This is a genomic window from Enterobacter sp. CP102 (genome assembly GCF_025152625.1).
Classification (GTDB): domain Bacteria; phylum Pseudomonadota; class Gammaproteobacteria; order Enterobacterales; family Enterobacteriaceae; genus Enterobacter; species Enterobacter soli.
Map to the genome: position 1 here is coordinate 3,828,408 of NZ_CP104014.1, position 14,341 is coordinate 3,842,748.

Sequence of the window (14,341 nt, forward strand, 5' to 3'; positions counted from 1 at the left end):
CATTAATAACAAACCTGCAAATTAAACCTTTTTGATCTGGTTCGCCTCCGGTAAACGGTATTTGTCGGAATAACGGTGCCGCAATATCGTAGAACCATTACTGTTACCTGAGATGGAATACATCATGTCAAATAGCGATAACAATGTTCATGACCTGCGTTCCGCGCTGGCGTTATTAAAAACGCTGCCGGGCGAATATGTTGAAACCAGCGTTGAAGTTGATCCTCATGCCGAACTGTCGGGTGTTTACCGTTACGTTGGCGCAGGCGGAACTTGCCAGCGCCCGACCCGTAAAAACGGCCCGGTGATGGTATTTAATAAGGTAAAAGGCTTTCACGATATCAGCGTGGCGATTGGTCTTAATGGTTCACGCAAACGCGTCAGCCACTTTCTGAACTGCGAGCCGGAAAAGCTCGGCCATCTGCTGAAAAACTCCGTGCAGAACCCGATTTCACCGGTCGCCGTACGCGATAACGCGGTTTGCCAGGAAGTGGTGCATCTGGCCACTGATGAAGGCTTCGACCTGCGTAAACTCCTGCCAGCGCCAACCAATACCGAAGAGGATGCAGGCCCGTATATCACCATGGGATTGTGCTACGCCTCTGACCCGGAAACCCACGAGTCCGACATCACCATTCACCGTCTTTGCGTACAGAGCAAAGATGAGCTCTCTATGTGGCTGACCCCTGGCCGCCATATCGATGCGTTTCGCATGAAGGCCGAAGCGGCAGGTAAACCGCTGCCCATTTCCATCAGTATCGGCGTTGACCCGGCCATCGAGATTGCCGCCTGCTTCGAGCCGCCAACCACCCCGCTTGGCTTTGACGAGCTGAGCGTGGCGGGCGCGTTACGCGGCCACGCGGTTGAGATGGTGCAGTGCAAAACCATCAATGAAAAAGCGATTGCCCATGCCGAAATCGTTATTGAAGGCGAGCTGCTGCCAAACGTGCGCGTGCGCGAAGATCAGAACACCAACACCGGTAAAGCCATGCCGGAATTCCCGGGCTATACCGGCGAAGCCAAAGAGGCGATCCCGGTCATCAAGGTAAAAGCTGTTACCCATCGCCACAACCCAATCTGGCGCACTACCGTCGGGCCTGGTGAGGAACACGTGAACATGGCCGGTATCCCAACGGAAGCCAGCATCCTCGATATGGTTGAGCGCGCGATGCCGGGCAAACTGCTGAACGTGTTTGCCCACTCCGCAGGCGGTGGCAAGTTACTGGCGGTCATGCAGTTTAAGAAAGCGGCCGCCGTAGACGAAGGGCGCCAGCGCCAGGCGGCACTGCTTGCGTTTTCGGCATTCCCGGAACTGAAGCACGTCATTCTGGTGGATGAGGACGTGGATATTTTCGACAGCGACGACGTGATGTGGGCGATGCAGACCCGCTACCAGGGCGATGTGGACACCGTATTCATTCCCGGCGTGCGCTGCCATCCGCTCGACCCGTCACAGGTGCCGGAATACAGCCCGAGCATTCTCCAGCAGGGGATGTCGTGCAAAACCATTTTCGACTGCACCGTACCGTTCCACCTCAAACACCACTTTGAACGTTCGAAATTCAAAGAGGTTGATGTGAAACGCTTCCTGCCAGACTTCGAGTAAGAGGAGTTAACGTGACCACACAACGTATCATCATCGGGATCAGCGGTGCATCGGGATTCCAGTACGGTGTTAAAGCGCTTGAACTACTGAAACCTCTGGATCTGGAAGTGCATCTGGTGGTGTCCAGAGGAGCTGAGCGCACCTGCGAACTGGAAACCGACTATCAGCTCGATAAGGTGATGGCGCTGGCGGATGTCGTTCATCCCATTAGCAATCTGGGGGCGTCGATATCCAGTGGTTCGTTTAAAACGCTGGGAATGCTGGTTGCCCCTTGCTCCATGCGAACGCTTGGCGCAGTGGCCCACTGTCTGACGGACAATCTGCTGACCCGCGCCGCCGATGTGGTGCTGAAAGAGCGGCGTCGTCTGGTACTGCTGGCCCGCGAAACGCCGTTGAATCTTGGGCATATCCGCAACATGGCCGCGGTAACGGAAATGGGCGGGATTATCTTCCCGCCGGTTCCGGCGCTTTATCAGCGCCCGCAGAGTGCTGATGAGATCATTCACCACAGCGTCAGCCGCGCACTGGACCTCTTCGGTCTGGAGGTGAAAAACATCCCGCGCTGGGGCGAAGGCAACCTGCTCTACACAGAATAATACTTAGGAAAACATCATGTTAATTGGTCCTTATGTGAATGGCGCGGCCGTCATTCTGGGTGGATTCGCGGGCTCTCTGGTCGGGACACGCATCCCTGACCGGGTGAAAACCGCGCTGCCGTTAACGTTTGGCCTCTGCTCCGTGGGCCTGGGCATCAACCTGGTTATCAAAGTGAAGTTTATGCCCGCCGTGGTTCTGGCCATGGTGCTGGGCGCGGTGATTGGTGAACTCTTCTTCCTGGAAAAACAGATTGGCAAAGCGGCGGGAACCACTCGCGGGCTGATCAACCGTATTTTCCCGCCGGTTCAGGGGCTATCGCATGACGAATTTACGGAGAAGTTTGTCGCCATTCTGGTGCTGTTCTGCGCCAGCGGAACGGGGATTTTTGGCGCGATGCATGAAGGCATGACCGGCGATCCGTCTATTCTCTACATCAAAACGGTGCTGGATCTCTTTACGGCGGCTATCTTCGCGACCATGCTCGGCTTCTCGGTGATGACTATCGGCATTCCGCTTATTGCTGTGCAGGTCGCACTGGCCACGCTCGCGGTGTTTATCCTGCACCTGATCACGCCTGATATGATGGCCGATTTCTCCTGTGCGGGCGGGCTGATTATGGTGGCGACCGGTCTTCGCATCTGCAACATTAAGGCATTCCCGGTGGCCAATATGTTACCCGGTCTGATACTGGTCATGCCTTTTTCAGCTCTGTGGGCCAAACTGTTCGTATAAGAATGCCGTATAATAAAGCCGCAGGTGGTGGTGCATAGCCCTAACCTGCGGTCTTTGTACTGGAGCAATAATGAGCATTCAAGAACACGTCATTTTAGTAAATGACCAGGGAGCGGTAATTGGCACTCAGGAGAAATACGCCGCACACACATCGCATACCCCGCTGCATCTGGCCTTTTCATCCTGGCTGTTTAATGCAAAAGGCGAATGTCTGGTGACACGGCGCGCCATGAGCAAAAAAGCCTGGCCAGGCGTCTGGACCAACTCAGTGTGCGGTCACCCTCAATCTGGTGAAGAGACTGAGCAGGCCATTATCCGCCGCTGCCGCTTTGAAGTGGGTGCAGAGATTACGGACATTACTGCCGTCGCGCCTGAATTTCGCTACCGTGAGGTCGATCCTTCCGGGATTGTCGAAAACGAGATCTGCCCGGTTTATGCTGCACGCGTCACTGCCGGCATCGTCATCAACCATGACGAAGTGATGGAATACCAGTGGGTCGCGCTGGAAGCGTTATTCCGCGCGCTGGACGCAACGCCGTGGGCATTCAGCCCGTGGATGGTGATGGAAGCCACCGCTGCCCGCGACGCACTTCACGCGTTCGCAGCACAATAAAAAAGCCCCGGCGATAATCGCACGGGGCTTTTTTTACGTCCTGACGGTTTATTTCACCGGACGCATAGCCGGGAAGAGGATCACGTCACGGATGGTGTGGCTGTTAGTGAACAGCATTACCATACGGTCGATACCAATGCCCAGGCCCGCAGTTGGTGGCAGGCCGTGTTCCAGTGCAGTCACGTAGTCTTCGTCGAAGAACATCGCTTCGTCATCGCCTGCGGCTTTCGCATCAACCTGATCCTGGAAGCGCTGCGCCTGATCTTCCGCATCGTTCAGCTCGCTAAAGCCGTTACCGATTTCGCGGCCACCGATGAAGAATTCGAAGCGATCGGTGATTTCCGGGTTAACGTCATTACGACGCGCCAGCGGAGACACTTCAGCCGGGTATTCGGTGATGAAGGTCGGCTGAATCAGGTGCGCTTCTGCCACTTCTTCGAAGATCTCGGTCACGATACGGCCCAGACCCCAGCTCTTCTCAACCTTGATACCGATGCTTTCTGCAATCGCTTTCGCAGAGTCGAAGTTATCCAGGTCAGCCATCTCAGTTTCCGGACGGTATTTCTTGATAGCTTCACGCATGGTCAGCTTAACGAACGGCTTACCAAAGTCGAAGACTTCTTCACCGTAAGGCACTTCAGTGGTGCCCAGAATGTCCTGCGCCAGGGTGCGGAACAGGGATTCGGTCAGCTCGATCAGGTCTTTGTAATCTGCGTACGCCATATAGAGTTCCATCATGGTGAACTCTGGGTTATGACGAACGGAGATACCTTCGTTACGGAAGTTACGGTTGATTTCGAACACGCGGTCGAAACCACCCACCACCAGACGCTTCAGGTACAGTTCCGGCGCGATACGCAGGTACATGTCCAGGTCCAGGGCGTTGTGATGCGTGATGAACGGACGTGCAGACGCACCGCCTGGGATCACCTGCATCATTGGGGTTTCCACTTCCATAAAGTCACGGTTAACCATGAACTGACGGATACCGGCCATGATCTGGGAGCGAATTTTGAAGGTCTTGCGGGATTCATCGTTAGAGATGAGATCCAGGTAACGCTGACGATAACGCGCTTCCTGATCCTGCAAACCGTGGAATTTGTCCGGCAGTGGGCGCAGTGCTTTGGTCAGCAGACGCAGTTCGGTGCAGTGGATAGACAGCTCGCCGGTCTTGGTTTTGAACAGCTTGCCTTTCGCGCCCAGGATATCGCCCAGGTCCCACTTCTTGAACTGCTCGTTGTAGATGCCTTCTGGCAGATCGTCACGGGAAACGTACAGCTGAATACGGCCGCCAACGTCCTGTAAGGTCACGAAAGAGGCTTTACCCATGATACGACGCGTCATCATACGGCCAGCCACAGACACTTCTACGTTCAGCGCTTCCAGCTCTTCGTTTTCTTTGCCGTCGAAGTCAGCGTGCAGTTGGTCTGAGGTGTGGTCACGACGAAAATCGTTCGGGAACGGCACGCCCTGCTCGCGCAGTGCTGCCAGCTTCTCGCGGCGGGTTTTCAGTTCGTTGTTAAGATCGACTACCGCGTCAGCGCCCTGTGCTTGTTGTTCAGACATGTTGGTTCCTCATAACCCTGCTTTCAAACTTGCTTCGATAAATTGGTCCAGGCTGCCATCCAGCACCGCCTGCGTGTTACGGGTTTCAACCCCGGTACGCAGGTCTTTAATGCGAGAGTCATCAAGGACGTAAGAACGAATCTGGCTGCCCCAACCAATGTCAGACTTGTTGTCTTCCATCGCCTGTTTCTCAGCATTTTTCTTTTGCATCTCCAGTTCATAAAGCTTCGCTTTCATCTGCTTCATGGCCTGGTCTTTGTTCTTATGCTGGGAACGGTCGTTCTGGCATTGTGTCACCAGCCCGGTAGGAATGTGGGTAATACGTACCGCAGATTCCGTACGGTTAACGTGCTGACCACCCGCACCTGACGCGCGATACACGTCGATACGCAGGTCTGCTGGGTTGATTTCGATATCAATATCATCTTTCACTTCCGGGTAGACAAACGCGGAGCTGAAAGAGGTGTGGCGACGGCCACCGGAATCGAACGGGCTCTTACGTACCAGGCGATGAACGCCCGTTTCGGTGCGCAACCAGCCGTAAGCATAATCGCCAATAATCTTGATAGTAACGGATTTCAGGCCCGCGACTTCACCTTCGGACTCTTCGATGATTTCCGTTTTGAAACCACGCGCTTCAGCCCAACGCAGGTACATACGCGTCAGCATACTGGCCCAGTCCTGAGCTTCTGTACCGCCAGAACCCGCCTGGATATCGAGATAGCAGTCGGCGCTATCGTATTCGCCGGAGAACATACGACGGAATTCAAGCTGTGCCAGCTTCTCTTCCAGAACGTCGAGTTCTGCTACGGCTTCGTTAAAGGTTTCTTCGTCGTCGGCTTCGACGGCCAGCTCCAGCAGACCGGAAACATCTTCCAGGCCCTGAGCCATTTGATCCAGCGTATCTACGATGGCTTCGAGGGAGGAACGCTCTTTACCCAGCGCCTGTGCGCGTTCAGGTTCGTTCCAGACGTCCGGCTGTTCCAGCTCGGCGTTTACTTCTTCAAGACGCTCTTTCTTGGCATCGTAGTCAAAGATACCCCCTAAGAACGTCGGAGCGCTCGGTGAGGTCCTGAATGCGGTTTTTTACCGGATTAATTTCAAACATGGTCTGTTTTCTTTTATGGACTTGTCAAAATGCGGTGATAAGAGCGGGATTGTACCGAATCCACGCCCTTTTTTATAGAGATTACTGACGCTAAATTGGCCAGATATTGTCGATGATGATTTGCAGAGAACGGTTGCCGCGAAACTCGTTAATATCCAGCTTGTAGGCAAGCTCGACTTCACGCACGCCGTTATCCGGCCAGATGGTGGTGTCAACGTTAAAAGCAATCCCGTCGAGCAACGGGCCGCCGCCTGACGGCTCGACCATCACCTTAAGATGACGTTCGCCAACGATACGTTGTTGCAGCAGGCGAAAACGCCCATCGAACAGAGGTTCCGGGAACATCTGCCCCCACGGGCCTGCATCGCGCAGCATCTGCGCCACGTCCATGGTCATTTCCGCGGGCGTTAACGCGCCATCGGAAACCACTTCACCCTGCAACAAAGACGGGTCGATCCAGTCCGTCACCAGCTCACCAAACAGGCGCTGGAACTCGTCGAACTTCGTCGCTTCCAGCGACAAACCTGCCGCCATCGCGTGTCCGCCGAACTTGATCATCAGCCCCGGGTGAAGCGTGTCCAGGCGCTCCAGCGCATCGCGCATGTGCAGCCCCTGAATCGAACGGCCCGAGCCTTTTAGCGTGCCATCCCCTGCTGGAGCAAACGCGATCACCGGGCGGTGGAAACGCTCTTTGATGCGCGACGCCAGAATGCCCACTACGCCCTGATGCCACTCGGGGTGATACATCGCCAGGCCGCCTGGCAGCGTATCGCCGCTGCGTTCCAGCTTTTCGCACAGGGTCAGCGCTTCGGCCTGCATCCCCTGCTCAATCTCTTTGCGGGTCTGATTCAGCGCATCCAGTTCGTTTGCCAGCATCCGCGCTTCGCCGATGTTGTCACACAGCAGCAGCGCAACGCCGACTGACATATCGTCCAGCCTTCCGGCAGCGTTCAGTCGCGGCCCCAGAGCAAAGCCTAAATCGCTTGCCGCCAGCTTGAGCGGGTCACGGTTGGAAATTTCCAGCAGCGCTTTAATGCCGGGACGACATTTGCCTGCACGGATACGGCTTAACCCCTGCCATGTCAAAATGCGGTTATTGGTATCGAGCGGCACCACGTCCGCCACGGTGCCCAGCGCCACCAGGTCGAGATACTCTGCCAGGTTCGGCATCGCAATACCGCGGGCTTCAAACCAGCCTTTTTCACGCAGCAGCGTGCGCAGGGCCAGCATCAGATAAAACGCCACCCCCACACCGGCCAGTGATTTGGACGGGAATTCACAGTCGCGCAGGTTGGGGTTAATGATTGCCTCGGCGGCAGGCAGGATATCACCCGGCAAATGGTGATCGGTAACCAGCACCGGGATCCCCAGCTCATGCGCACGATCGACACCCGCGTGTGATGAGATCCCGTTATCCACGGTCATGATCATCTGCGCGCCAAGCGCATGGGCCTGATCGACCACTTCCGGGCTCAGGCCGTAGCCATCTTCAAAGCGGTTAGGCACCAGATAGGTGACGTTATCGCACCCAAGCGCGCGCAGGCTGAGCACGCTCAGCGCCGTGCTGGTTGCGCCATCGGCATCAAAATCACCGACGACCACAATCCGCGTCCCTTCACGGAACGCGTCGTAGAGCATCGCGGTGGCGGTTTCAACGCCGCTCAGCTGCTGCCAGGGCAGCATCCCTTTCACGCTGCGTTCAAGATCGGCGCTGTTTAACACGCCCCGGCTGGCATAAAGCCGACGTAAAAGCGGTGACATATCCGCAGGGAGATCTGCGTTCTCATTCACTTCACGACGGCGGAGTTGGATGGGTGCTTTCACGCGGATTAGTTACCACCAAACTGTTTCTGGTGCGCGTCGAGGAACTCTTTCATCTCTTTCGGCCCCTGATAACCTGGCACAACGTAGCCATTGCTCAGCACAATAGCAGGCGTACCGTTCACGCCAAACTGCACGCCCAGCGCGTAGTGGTTAGCGATATCAATGTCGCAGGACGCAGGCTTAACGCCTTTGCCGTTCATGGCATCATCAAACGCTTTGTTGCGGTCTTTCGCACACCAGATAGCCTTCATGTCCTGCTCAGGCTGGCTCTGCACGCCCGCACGCGGGAAGGCCAGGTAGCGCACGGTGATCCCCAGCGCGTTGTAGTCTTTCATCTCTTCATGCAGCTTGTGGCAATAGCCACAGGTGATGTCGGTGAAAACAGTAATGACGTGTTTTTCCTGCGCCGCTTTATACACGATCATCTCTTTTTCGAGCGCGTTCAGATTTTTCATCAACAGCTGGTTAGTTACGTTCACCGGCTGTGCGCCACTGACGTCATACATTGGCCCCTGAATAATGTGTTTGCCGTCTTCGGTCACGTACAGCACGCCGCTGTTGGTCAGCACGGTTTTCATGCCGGCGACTGGCGCAGGCTGGATATCGCTGCTGGTCACGCCAAGCTTGGTCAGCGATTGCTTAATTGCGGCATCGTCAGCGTGAGCAAAACCGGTAAAAGAGGCTGCCAGCAAAGAGAACAGCGCTAAAGACTTTTTCATATTCAATCCTATTACAATTCGTCGGCACTCACGCGCGTGGGTGGTGCTGTTGGTGAAGCTGCCGCAGGCGTTCCGTCGCGACATGGGTATAAATTTGCGTCGTTGAAAGATCGCTGTGCCCAAGTAGCATCTGCACCACGCGTAAATCAGCGCCGTGGTTTAGCAGATGCGTCGCGAAGGCATGACGCAAAACGTGCGGCGACAGTTTTTCACTATCGATACCTGCCAGTGTGGCGTAATGCTTAATGCGATGCCAGAAAGTTTGCCGCGTCATCTGTTGCGCACGCTGGCTTGGGAAGAGCACATCAATAGAAACGCCGTTCAACAACCACGGGCGGCCATGCTCCAGATACGTTTCCAGCCAGTACACCGCCTCTTCTCCCAGCGGCACCAGCCGTTCTTTGTTCCCTTTACCGATCACACGCACAACGCCCTGACGCAGGCTGATGTCACTCATCGTCAGCCCGACTAACTCAGAAACACGCAAACCGGTAGCATACAATAGCTCAAGCATGGCTTTATCGCGTAACTCCAGCGGCAGGTCAACTGCTGGCGATTGTAATAATCTCTCAACTTGTGCTTCGCTCAGATCTTTAGGCAGGCGCTGCGGGAGCTTAGGCGAGGCCAGCATCGCACTGGGATCGTCGGTACGGATCTTCTCACGATAAAGGTGCTGGAACAGCCGCCGCATGGCGCTTAACAGGCGCGCGGAGCTGGTTGCTTTGTATCCGCCCTCAATGCGTTCGGCCAGCAGTCCTTGCAGGTCATCGCTTTGCGCGTTCTCAAGCCCCAATTCCCTGTGCGCCAGCCACTCCACCAGCAGGGTCAGGTCACGTCGATAGGCGCTAATGGTGTTGTCGGCCAGGTTTTTCTCCAGCCACAGCGCATCGAGAAACTGTTCAATGAGTGCGAGATCCTTTTCCACATCAGCCCCTTTGTTTCTGCAATCCGCGCATTATGCCTGATTGCTACTGGTTTCTGGTACACTACGCGCAAAGTCAAAGCAAGAATTGAGATATTTACGCGATGAATATTGGTCTGTTCTACGGTTCCAGCACCTGCTACACCGAAATGGCGGCAGAAAAAATTCGTGACATCATTGGCCCGGAACTGGTGACGTTGCACAACCTGAAAGATGACGCGGTCGCGCTGATGGAGCAGTACGATGTGCTGATCCTTGGCATTCCGACATGGGATTTCGGTGAGATCCAGGAAGACTGGGAAGCCATCTGGGATCAGCTTGATACCGTCAACCTCGACGGCAAAATCATTGCTATGTACGGGATGGGCGATCAGTTAGGTTATGGCGAGTGGTTCCTTGATGCGCTGGGAATGCTGCACGATAAACTGGCTCCGAAAGGCGTGACGTTTATCGGTTACTGGCCGACCGAAGGGTACGAGTTCACCAGCAAAAAACCGATTATTGCCGACGGGCAGCTTTTTGTTGGGCTGGCGCTGGATGAAACCAACCAGTACGACCTCAGCGAAGAGCGTGTACAAAACTGGTGCGAGCAAATCCTGGGTGAAATGGCCGAGAAGTTTAGCTAACCGCACTATTCCTGCGTCGGTTGTTGCAATACCATCCGACGCAGATCCCGCCACTCCACTTCATCCATACTGTCCGCTGCCAGCCACAAGTGCTGGCGACGTCCGCCGCCCACCTTACGCAGCCGGAGCATCATGCCGGAACTGAGCATCCATGGCGTGCCTATAATTTCCCACTCTTTCCCCTGCCAGCGCAGGCGTGAATCCATCATTAGTTTGATTTCGCCCTGACGGGCATTGATACGGCGCTGACTACGCACGCTGTCAAACACCACGAATGACAGTAACAGCAGCCAGAGAGGGGTATAGCTAAGCGGCCACGGCATCAGTAATACAAATGCCGCGACCAGGCCGTGGAGCAATAAAGACATCCACTGCGAGCGCCATGAAACGCGAAGATCAGATTGCCACAGGACCACGTTCCCGATTCCGTGTTTGAATTAATTGCACCATCCGTTGCAACTCGGTGTCGGCGGGTTTGCCGTGGTTCATCAGCCAGTTGAACAAATCAGGATCGTCGGATTCAAGCAGGCGAACGAACAGACGCTTATCGTCTTCGCTTAAGCTGTCGTACTCGTATTCGAAGAAAGGCATGATGGAAATATCAAGTTCACGCATTCCGCGACGGCAAGCCCAGTGGATACGGGCCTTGTTGTTAATATCCATGTTCTTTTTCCTGCATTACGTTTGGCACAGTCGGTGTCCCGTTCGGGATGCTTTATTTCTGCCGGGAACTCTGGCTAGTGTAACGTGTTTTTGACCGTTTCTTTACTGGAATATTGCAAACCCGGAGCAGGGTTCCAGAATAAACCCTATAAAGAAAGCGGATTACACTATTTTGCGTTGCGCTACGCAGAAGTCAGATATGGCACGAATGGTCTGCTGAAAGCGCTTGCAATGACAACAGTCTCTTTTACCATTAGGCATTATCAAAGCGTTAAGCAATTCAGGACATCACTATGGCTTTTACTCCATTTTCTCCTCGCCAGCCCGTCGCCTCTGCGCGTCTGCCGCTGACGCTTATTACTCTTGATGACTGGGCGCTGGCGACACTGACCGGTGCCGACAGCGAAAAATATTTGCAGGGTCAGGTCACTGCTGACGTCAGCCAGATGACGGAACACCAGCATTTACTGGCCGCGCACTGCGACCCGAAAGGCAAAATGTGGAGCAACTTGCGTCTGTTCCGCCGCCAGGGCGGGTTCGCGCTAATTGAGCGCCGCAGCCTGCGCGATGCCCAGCTGACCGAACTGAAAAAATACGCGGTCTTTTCCAAAGTCACCATCGCGCCAGACGATGAGCATGTCCTGCTTGGCGTTGCCGGGTTCCAGGCGCGCGCAGCCCTGAAAAATCTGTTCAGCGAGCTGCCGGATGCCGAAACGCAGCTGGTGCAAGACGGCGCGACCTCAATCCTGTGGTTTGAGCACCCGACGGAGCGTTTCCTGCTGGTGACCGACGTAGCCACCGCTGAACGCGTCACCGACGCCTTGCGTGGTGAAGCTCAGTTGAATAATAGCCAACAGTGGCTGGCACTCAACATTGAAGCCGGGCTGCCGGTCATTGATGCGGCGAACAGCGCGCAATTTATCCCGCAGGCCACCAACCTACAGGCGCTGGGGGGCATTAGCTTTAAGAAAGGCTGCTACACCGGCCAGGAAATGGTCGCGCGCGCAAAATTCCGTGGTGCGAATAAACGCGCGCTGTGGACGCTGGCAGGCCACGCCAGCCGCGTGCCGGAAGCCGGTGAAGATCTGGAGCTGAAAATGGGTGAAAACTGGCGCCGTACCGGCACGGTTTTAGCCGCAGTACAGCTGGACGATGGCCGCGTGCTGGTGCAGGCGGTCATGAATAACGACATGGAGCCAGACAGCGTGTTCCGCGTGCGTGACGATGCCAAAACCCTGAGCATCGAGCCACTGCCGTATTCACTGGAAGAGTAATGATTACCCTCCCTCTCCCTGTGGGAGAGGGCCGGGGTGAGGGCATCAGACCGCACGGTGCAAAAAACTACACCTGCCCAACATACAAATAAATCGCCAGGAAGTGACATACGCTGCCGCCCAGCACAAAGCCGTGCCAGATAGCATGGTTGTATGGAATACGCTTACAGACGTAGAAAATCACGCCCAGCGAATAGACCACCCCGCCCACGGCCAGCAAGGTTACCCCACCCGCCGCAAGCTTGATTGCCAGCTGATACACCACAATCAGCGATAGCCATCCCATCGTCAGATACGTCACCAGCGACAACACCTTAAACCGGTGCGCAATGGTCAGCTTAAACAGAATACCCAGCAGCGCCAGGCTCCAGATAACAATCATCAGGCCACGCGACAGCGGCGAGTTTAACCCCACCAGCAAAAACGGCGTGTAGGTGCCTGCAATAAGAAGATAGATAGCGCAGTGGTCAAATTTCTTGAGCCAGATCTTGGCCCGCTGATGCGGAATAGCGTGGTACAGCGTCGATGCCAGAAACAGCAGGATCATGCTCCCGCCATACAGGCTGTAGCTGGTGATCGCCATGGCGCTGGCATTGGTATCCGCCGCCTGCACCAGCAGTAACACTAAACCGACAATCCCAAATACCAGGCCAATGCCGTGGCTAATGCTGTTGGCTATTTCCTCAGCCAGCGAATATCCCTGTGCGATTAATGGCTTGCTCACCATAAGTAACTCCGGGAAAACAAAAGATGATTATTCATCGCCTGACTATGCTAACTGAGAATGATTCCAGTGAACACCTGTTAGCTAAAATAAAGTTAACTCTCAATTTTCCAATTTACAATCAGATAGTTACAAAAACATTTCAGCTAACAAATGTGTTTATTTATTTTAAACGCATTTAAAATCAATCACATAAAACTGGGTCTGCCCCGGATAGATTTCAGCGATCACACTTCTCAGCGTCCCCACCGTCATGTTTTCCTGCTCGGCATGTTTTTCCGTCAGTGTATCCAGCGTGACGGTCGACGTGCCTGTCACCTCGATGGTGCAAAAATAGCCGTCATCTTCATAACGCCCAACGCGCAGGATATCGCCGGTTTTAAAATGGGATTCACTTTCGTCACGGATAGTGATGGTTTTACGCCCGGCCAGAATGTCATCCTGAAAGCGCTGAAAAAAAGTGATGTCGTTTGGCTGCATGTTATTATTCCCTGAAGATAAAGTCTGATGAGTGAGTGTAGCCACTGTGAGCATGTTCTCCCATTCCGCCGTTGCCAGTCTCAACAATCTGGAGATGATGGTCTACAACTATGTCATTAAAAATCGTGACAAAGTGATGTACATGACCATCCGTGAACTGGCGGATGCGGCAGGGGTTTCGACCACCACTATCCTGCGTTTTTGCCGCAAGCTCAGCTGTGAAGGCTACTCCGAATTCCGCGTGCGCTTTAAACTCTATTTAGAGCAGAACGAACCCCAGCAGGCAAATTTCGGTGCCAGCGAAATTATTAGCTTCTTTAAAAGCGTCAATAATGAAGAGTTCGATGCGTTATTAGATGATGCCGTTGATATTATATTATCCTCTGAGCGCATTATATTTGTGGGTGCTGGCACATCAGGTTCGCTTGCAAAATATGGCGCACGTTTTTTCTCGAATATCGGAAAATTCAGCAACCATATCGATGATCCTTATTTCCCGGTAACTAATGACATGGCGAAAAATGCGCTGGCGATCGTGCTTTCCGTTTCGGGAGAAACAGAAGAGATCCTGCGTTTCGCCAGCCAGTTCAGCCTTCACCACTGCAAGGTGCTGTCGATTACCAGCCATGAGCACTCCCGACTGGCAAAGCTGGCAGACTTTAATCTCTCCTGGCATGTTCCGCAAACGCGTATTGCCGGCGTTTACGATATTACAACGCAAATTCCCGTCATCTATATTCTGGAATCACTGGGGCGTAAACTGGCGAAGAAATTAACAGAATAAAACACCCTGTTTTTTCGATGTGACAAATCACATTTTCTGAGAATTGTTATATCGTGACATTTAATTCCGCTTTGCTAGACTCGAACGCATTAAGTCATAAATT

At 54.2% G+C, this 14,341-nt stretch carries 16 protein-coding genes; 7 read left to right on the plus strand and 9 right to left on the minus strand.

Going from position 1 to position 14,341, the window contains the following annotated elements; genetic code table 11:
* Window positions 1-124 precede the first annotated feature (124 nt).
* The 4 genes from N1249_RS17990 (at window position 125) to idi (ending at window position 3,548) form a co-directional block, all read left to right on the plus strand.
* Window positions 125-1,606 (plus strand): UbiD family decarboxylase, encoded by a 1,482-nt coding sequence (locus tag N1249_RS17990; protein WP_259831840.1) that lies wholly within the window; start codon window positions 125-127, stop codon window positions 1,604-1,606.
* Window positions 1,607-1,617: 11 nt separating this feature from the next.
* Complete coding sequence (locus N1249_RS17995; RefSeq protein ID WP_259831841.1) at window positions 1,618-2,202, plus strand: UbiX family flavin prenyltransferase; 585 nt, start codon at window positions 1,618-1,620, stop codon at window positions 2,200-2,202.
* Between the two features lie 16 nt (window positions 2,203-2,218).
* Window positions 2,219-2,935: a DUF554 domain-containing protein gene (locus N1249_RS18000; protein ID WP_014071645.1), complete on the plus strand. Its 717-nt coding sequence runs from the start codon at window positions 2,219-2,221 to the stop codon at window positions 2,933-2,935.
* 70 nt (window positions 2,936-3,005) lie between these two features.
* Entirely contained in the window at window positions 3,006-3,548 is a 543-nt protein-coding gene (gene idi, locus N1249_RS18005) for an isopentenyl-diphosphate Delta-isomerase (protein WP_259831842.1), read from the plus strand.
* 48 nt (window positions 3,549-3,596) lie between these two features.
* Here idi and lysS read toward each other — a convergent pair whose 3' ends face one another.
* The 5 genes from lysS to xerD form a co-directional block, all read right to left on the minus strand.
* Complete coding sequence (gene lysS, locus N1249_RS18010; protein ID WP_126544965.1) at window positions 3,597-5,114, minus strand: lysine--tRNA ligase; 1,518 nt, start codon at window positions 5,112-5,114, stop codon at window positions 3,597-3,599.
* 9 nt (window positions 5,115-5,123) lie between these two features.
* Window positions 5,124-6,222 (minus strand): peptide chain release factor 2 gene (gene prfB / locus N1249_RS18015; protein ID WP_014071648.1). Its coding sequence is split into 2 segments (ribosomal slippage): window positions 5,124-6,146 and window positions 6,148-6,222, totalling 1,098 coding nucleotides; the frame shifts between segments, so codons are not numbered across the junction.
* Window positions 6,223-6,312: 90 nt separating this feature from the next.
* Window positions 6,313-8,046, minus strand: a complete 1,734-nt coding sequence (recJ, locus tag N1249_RS18020; protein ID WP_259831844.1) for a single-stranded-DNA-specific exonuclease RecJ — start codon at window positions 8,044-8,046, stop codon at window positions 6,313-6,315.
* A 5-nt stretch (window positions 8,047-8,051) separates the two neighbouring features.
* Complete coding sequence (gene dsbC, locus N1249_RS18025) at window positions 8,052-8,765, minus strand: bifunctional protein-disulfide isomerase/oxidoreductase DsbC (protein ID WP_014071650.1); 714 nt, start codon at window positions 8,763-8,765, stop codon at window positions 8,052-8,054.
* Window positions 8,766-8,793: 28 nt separating this feature from the next.
* On the minus strand, window positions 8,794-9,690 hold the full coding sequence (gene xerD, locus N1249_RS18030; protein WP_259831845.1) for a site-specific tyrosine recombinase XerD: 897 nt from the start codon (window positions 9,688-9,690) through the stop codon (window positions 8,794-8,796).
* A 101-nt stretch (window positions 9,691-9,791) separates the two neighbouring features.
* Between xerD and fldB the strand changes: the two genes are divergently transcribed.
* On the plus strand, window positions 9,792-10,313 hold the full coding sequence (gene fldB, locus N1249_RS18035; protein ID WP_259831846.1) for a flavodoxin FldB: 522 nt from the start codon (window positions 9,792-9,794) through the stop codon (window positions 10,311-10,313).
* A 5-nt stretch (window positions 10,314-10,318) separates the two neighbouring features.
* Here the strand turns inward: fldB and N1249_RS18040 are convergent, their stop codons facing one another.
* Window positions 10,319-10,729 (minus strand): protein YgfX, encoded by a 411-nt coding sequence (locus N1249_RS18040; RefSeq protein ID WP_014071653.1) that lies wholly within the window; start codon window positions 10,727-10,729, stop codon window positions 10,319-10,321.
* The gene (gene sdhE, locus N1249_RS18045; protein WP_014071654.1) at window positions 10,710-10,976 is read right to left on the minus strand and encodes an FAD assembly factor SdhE; all 267 of its coding nucleotides are present in this window, start codon (window positions 10,974-10,976) and stop codon (window positions 10,710-10,712) included. The genes N1249_RS18040 and sdhE overlap by 20 nt, the downstream gene beginning before the upstream one ends.
* 293 nt (window positions 10,977-11,269) lie before the next feature.
* On the opposite strand from sdhE, the gene ygfZ reads away from it, so the two are divergent.
* Window positions 11,270-12,250: a tRNA-modifying protein YgfZ gene (gene ygfZ, locus N1249_RS18050; RefSeq protein WP_259831847.1), complete on the plus strand. Its 981-nt coding sequence runs from the start codon at window positions 11,270-11,272 to the stop codon at window positions 12,248-12,250.
* Window positions 12,251-12,317: 67 nt separating this feature from the next.
* On the opposite strand, the gene trhA is transcribed toward ygfZ, so the two are convergent.
* Both trhA and yqfB read right to left on the minus strand, forming a co-directional pair.
* Window positions 12,318-12,977, minus strand: coding sequence for a PAQR family membrane homeostasis protein TrhA (gene trhA / locus N1249_RS18055; RefSeq protein WP_014071656.1), 660 nt, complete (start codon window positions 12,975-12,977; stop codon window positions 12,318-12,320).
* 165 nt (window positions 12,978-13,142) lie between these two features.
* Complete coding sequence (gene yqfB, locus N1249_RS18060; protein ID WP_182062341.1) at window positions 13,143-13,454, minus strand: N(4)-acetylcytidine aminohydrolase; 312 nt, start codon at window positions 13,452-13,454, stop codon at window positions 13,143-13,145.
* A gap of 52 nt (window positions 13,455-13,506) precedes the next feature.
* On the opposite strand from yqfB, the gene N1249_RS18065 reads away from it, so the two are divergent.
* Window positions 13,507-14,238 (plus strand): MurR/RpiR family transcriptional regulator, encoded by a 732-nt coding sequence (locus tag N1249_RS18065; protein ID WP_014071659.1) that lies wholly within the window; start codon window positions 13,507-13,509, stop codon window positions 14,236-14,238.
* The last annotated feature ends 103 nt before the right edge of the window (window positions 14,239-14,341 follow it).

What these genes read in the sequence shown, in the direction of transcription:
- N1249_RS17990 (WP_259831840.1), top strand. Translation starts at nt 125, where the DNA reads ATGTCAAATAGCGATAACAATGTTCATGACCTGCGTTCCGCGCTGGCG.
- N1249_RS18000 (WP_014071645.1), top strand. Translation starts at nt 2,219, where the DNA reads ATGTTAATTGGTCCTTATGTGAATGGCGCGGCCGTCATTCTGGGTGGA.
- idi (WP_259831842.1), top strand. Translation starts at nt 3,006, where the DNA reads ATGAGCATTCAAGAACACGTCATTTTAGTAAATGACCAGGGAGCGGTA.
- lysS (WP_126544965.1), bottom strand. Translation starts at nt 5,114, where the DNA reads ATGTCTGAACAACAAGCACAGGGCGCTGACGCGGTAGTCGATCTTAAC.
- dsbC (WP_014071650.1), bottom strand. Translation starts at nt 8,765, where the DNA reads ATGAAAAAGTCTTTAGCGCTGTTCTCTTTGCTGGCAGCCTCTTTTACC.
- fldB (WP_259831846.1), top strand. Translation starts at nt 9,792, where the DNA reads ATGAATATTGGTCTGTTCTACGGTTCCAGCACCTGCTACACCGAAATG.
- sdhE (WP_014071654.1), bottom strand. Translation starts at nt 10,976, where the DNA reads ATGGATATTAACAACAAGGCCCGTATCCACTGGGCTTGCCGTCGCGGA.
- ygfZ (WP_259831847.1), top strand. Translation starts at nt 11,270, where the DNA reads ATGGCTTTTACTCCATTTTCTCCTCGCCAGCCCGTCGCCTCTGCGCGT.
- trhA (WP_014071656.1), bottom strand. Translation starts at nt 12,977, where the DNA reads ATGGTGAGCAAGCCATTAATCGCACAGGGATATTCGCTGGCTGAGGAA.
- yqfB (WP_182062341.1), bottom strand. Translation starts at nt 13,454, where the DNA reads ATGCAGCCAAACGACATCACTTTTTTTCAGCGCTTTCAGGATGACATT.
- N1249_RS18065 (WP_014071659.1), top strand. Translation starts at nt 13,507, where the DNA reads ATGTTCTCCCATTCCGCCGTTGCCAGTCTCAACAATCTGGAGATGATG.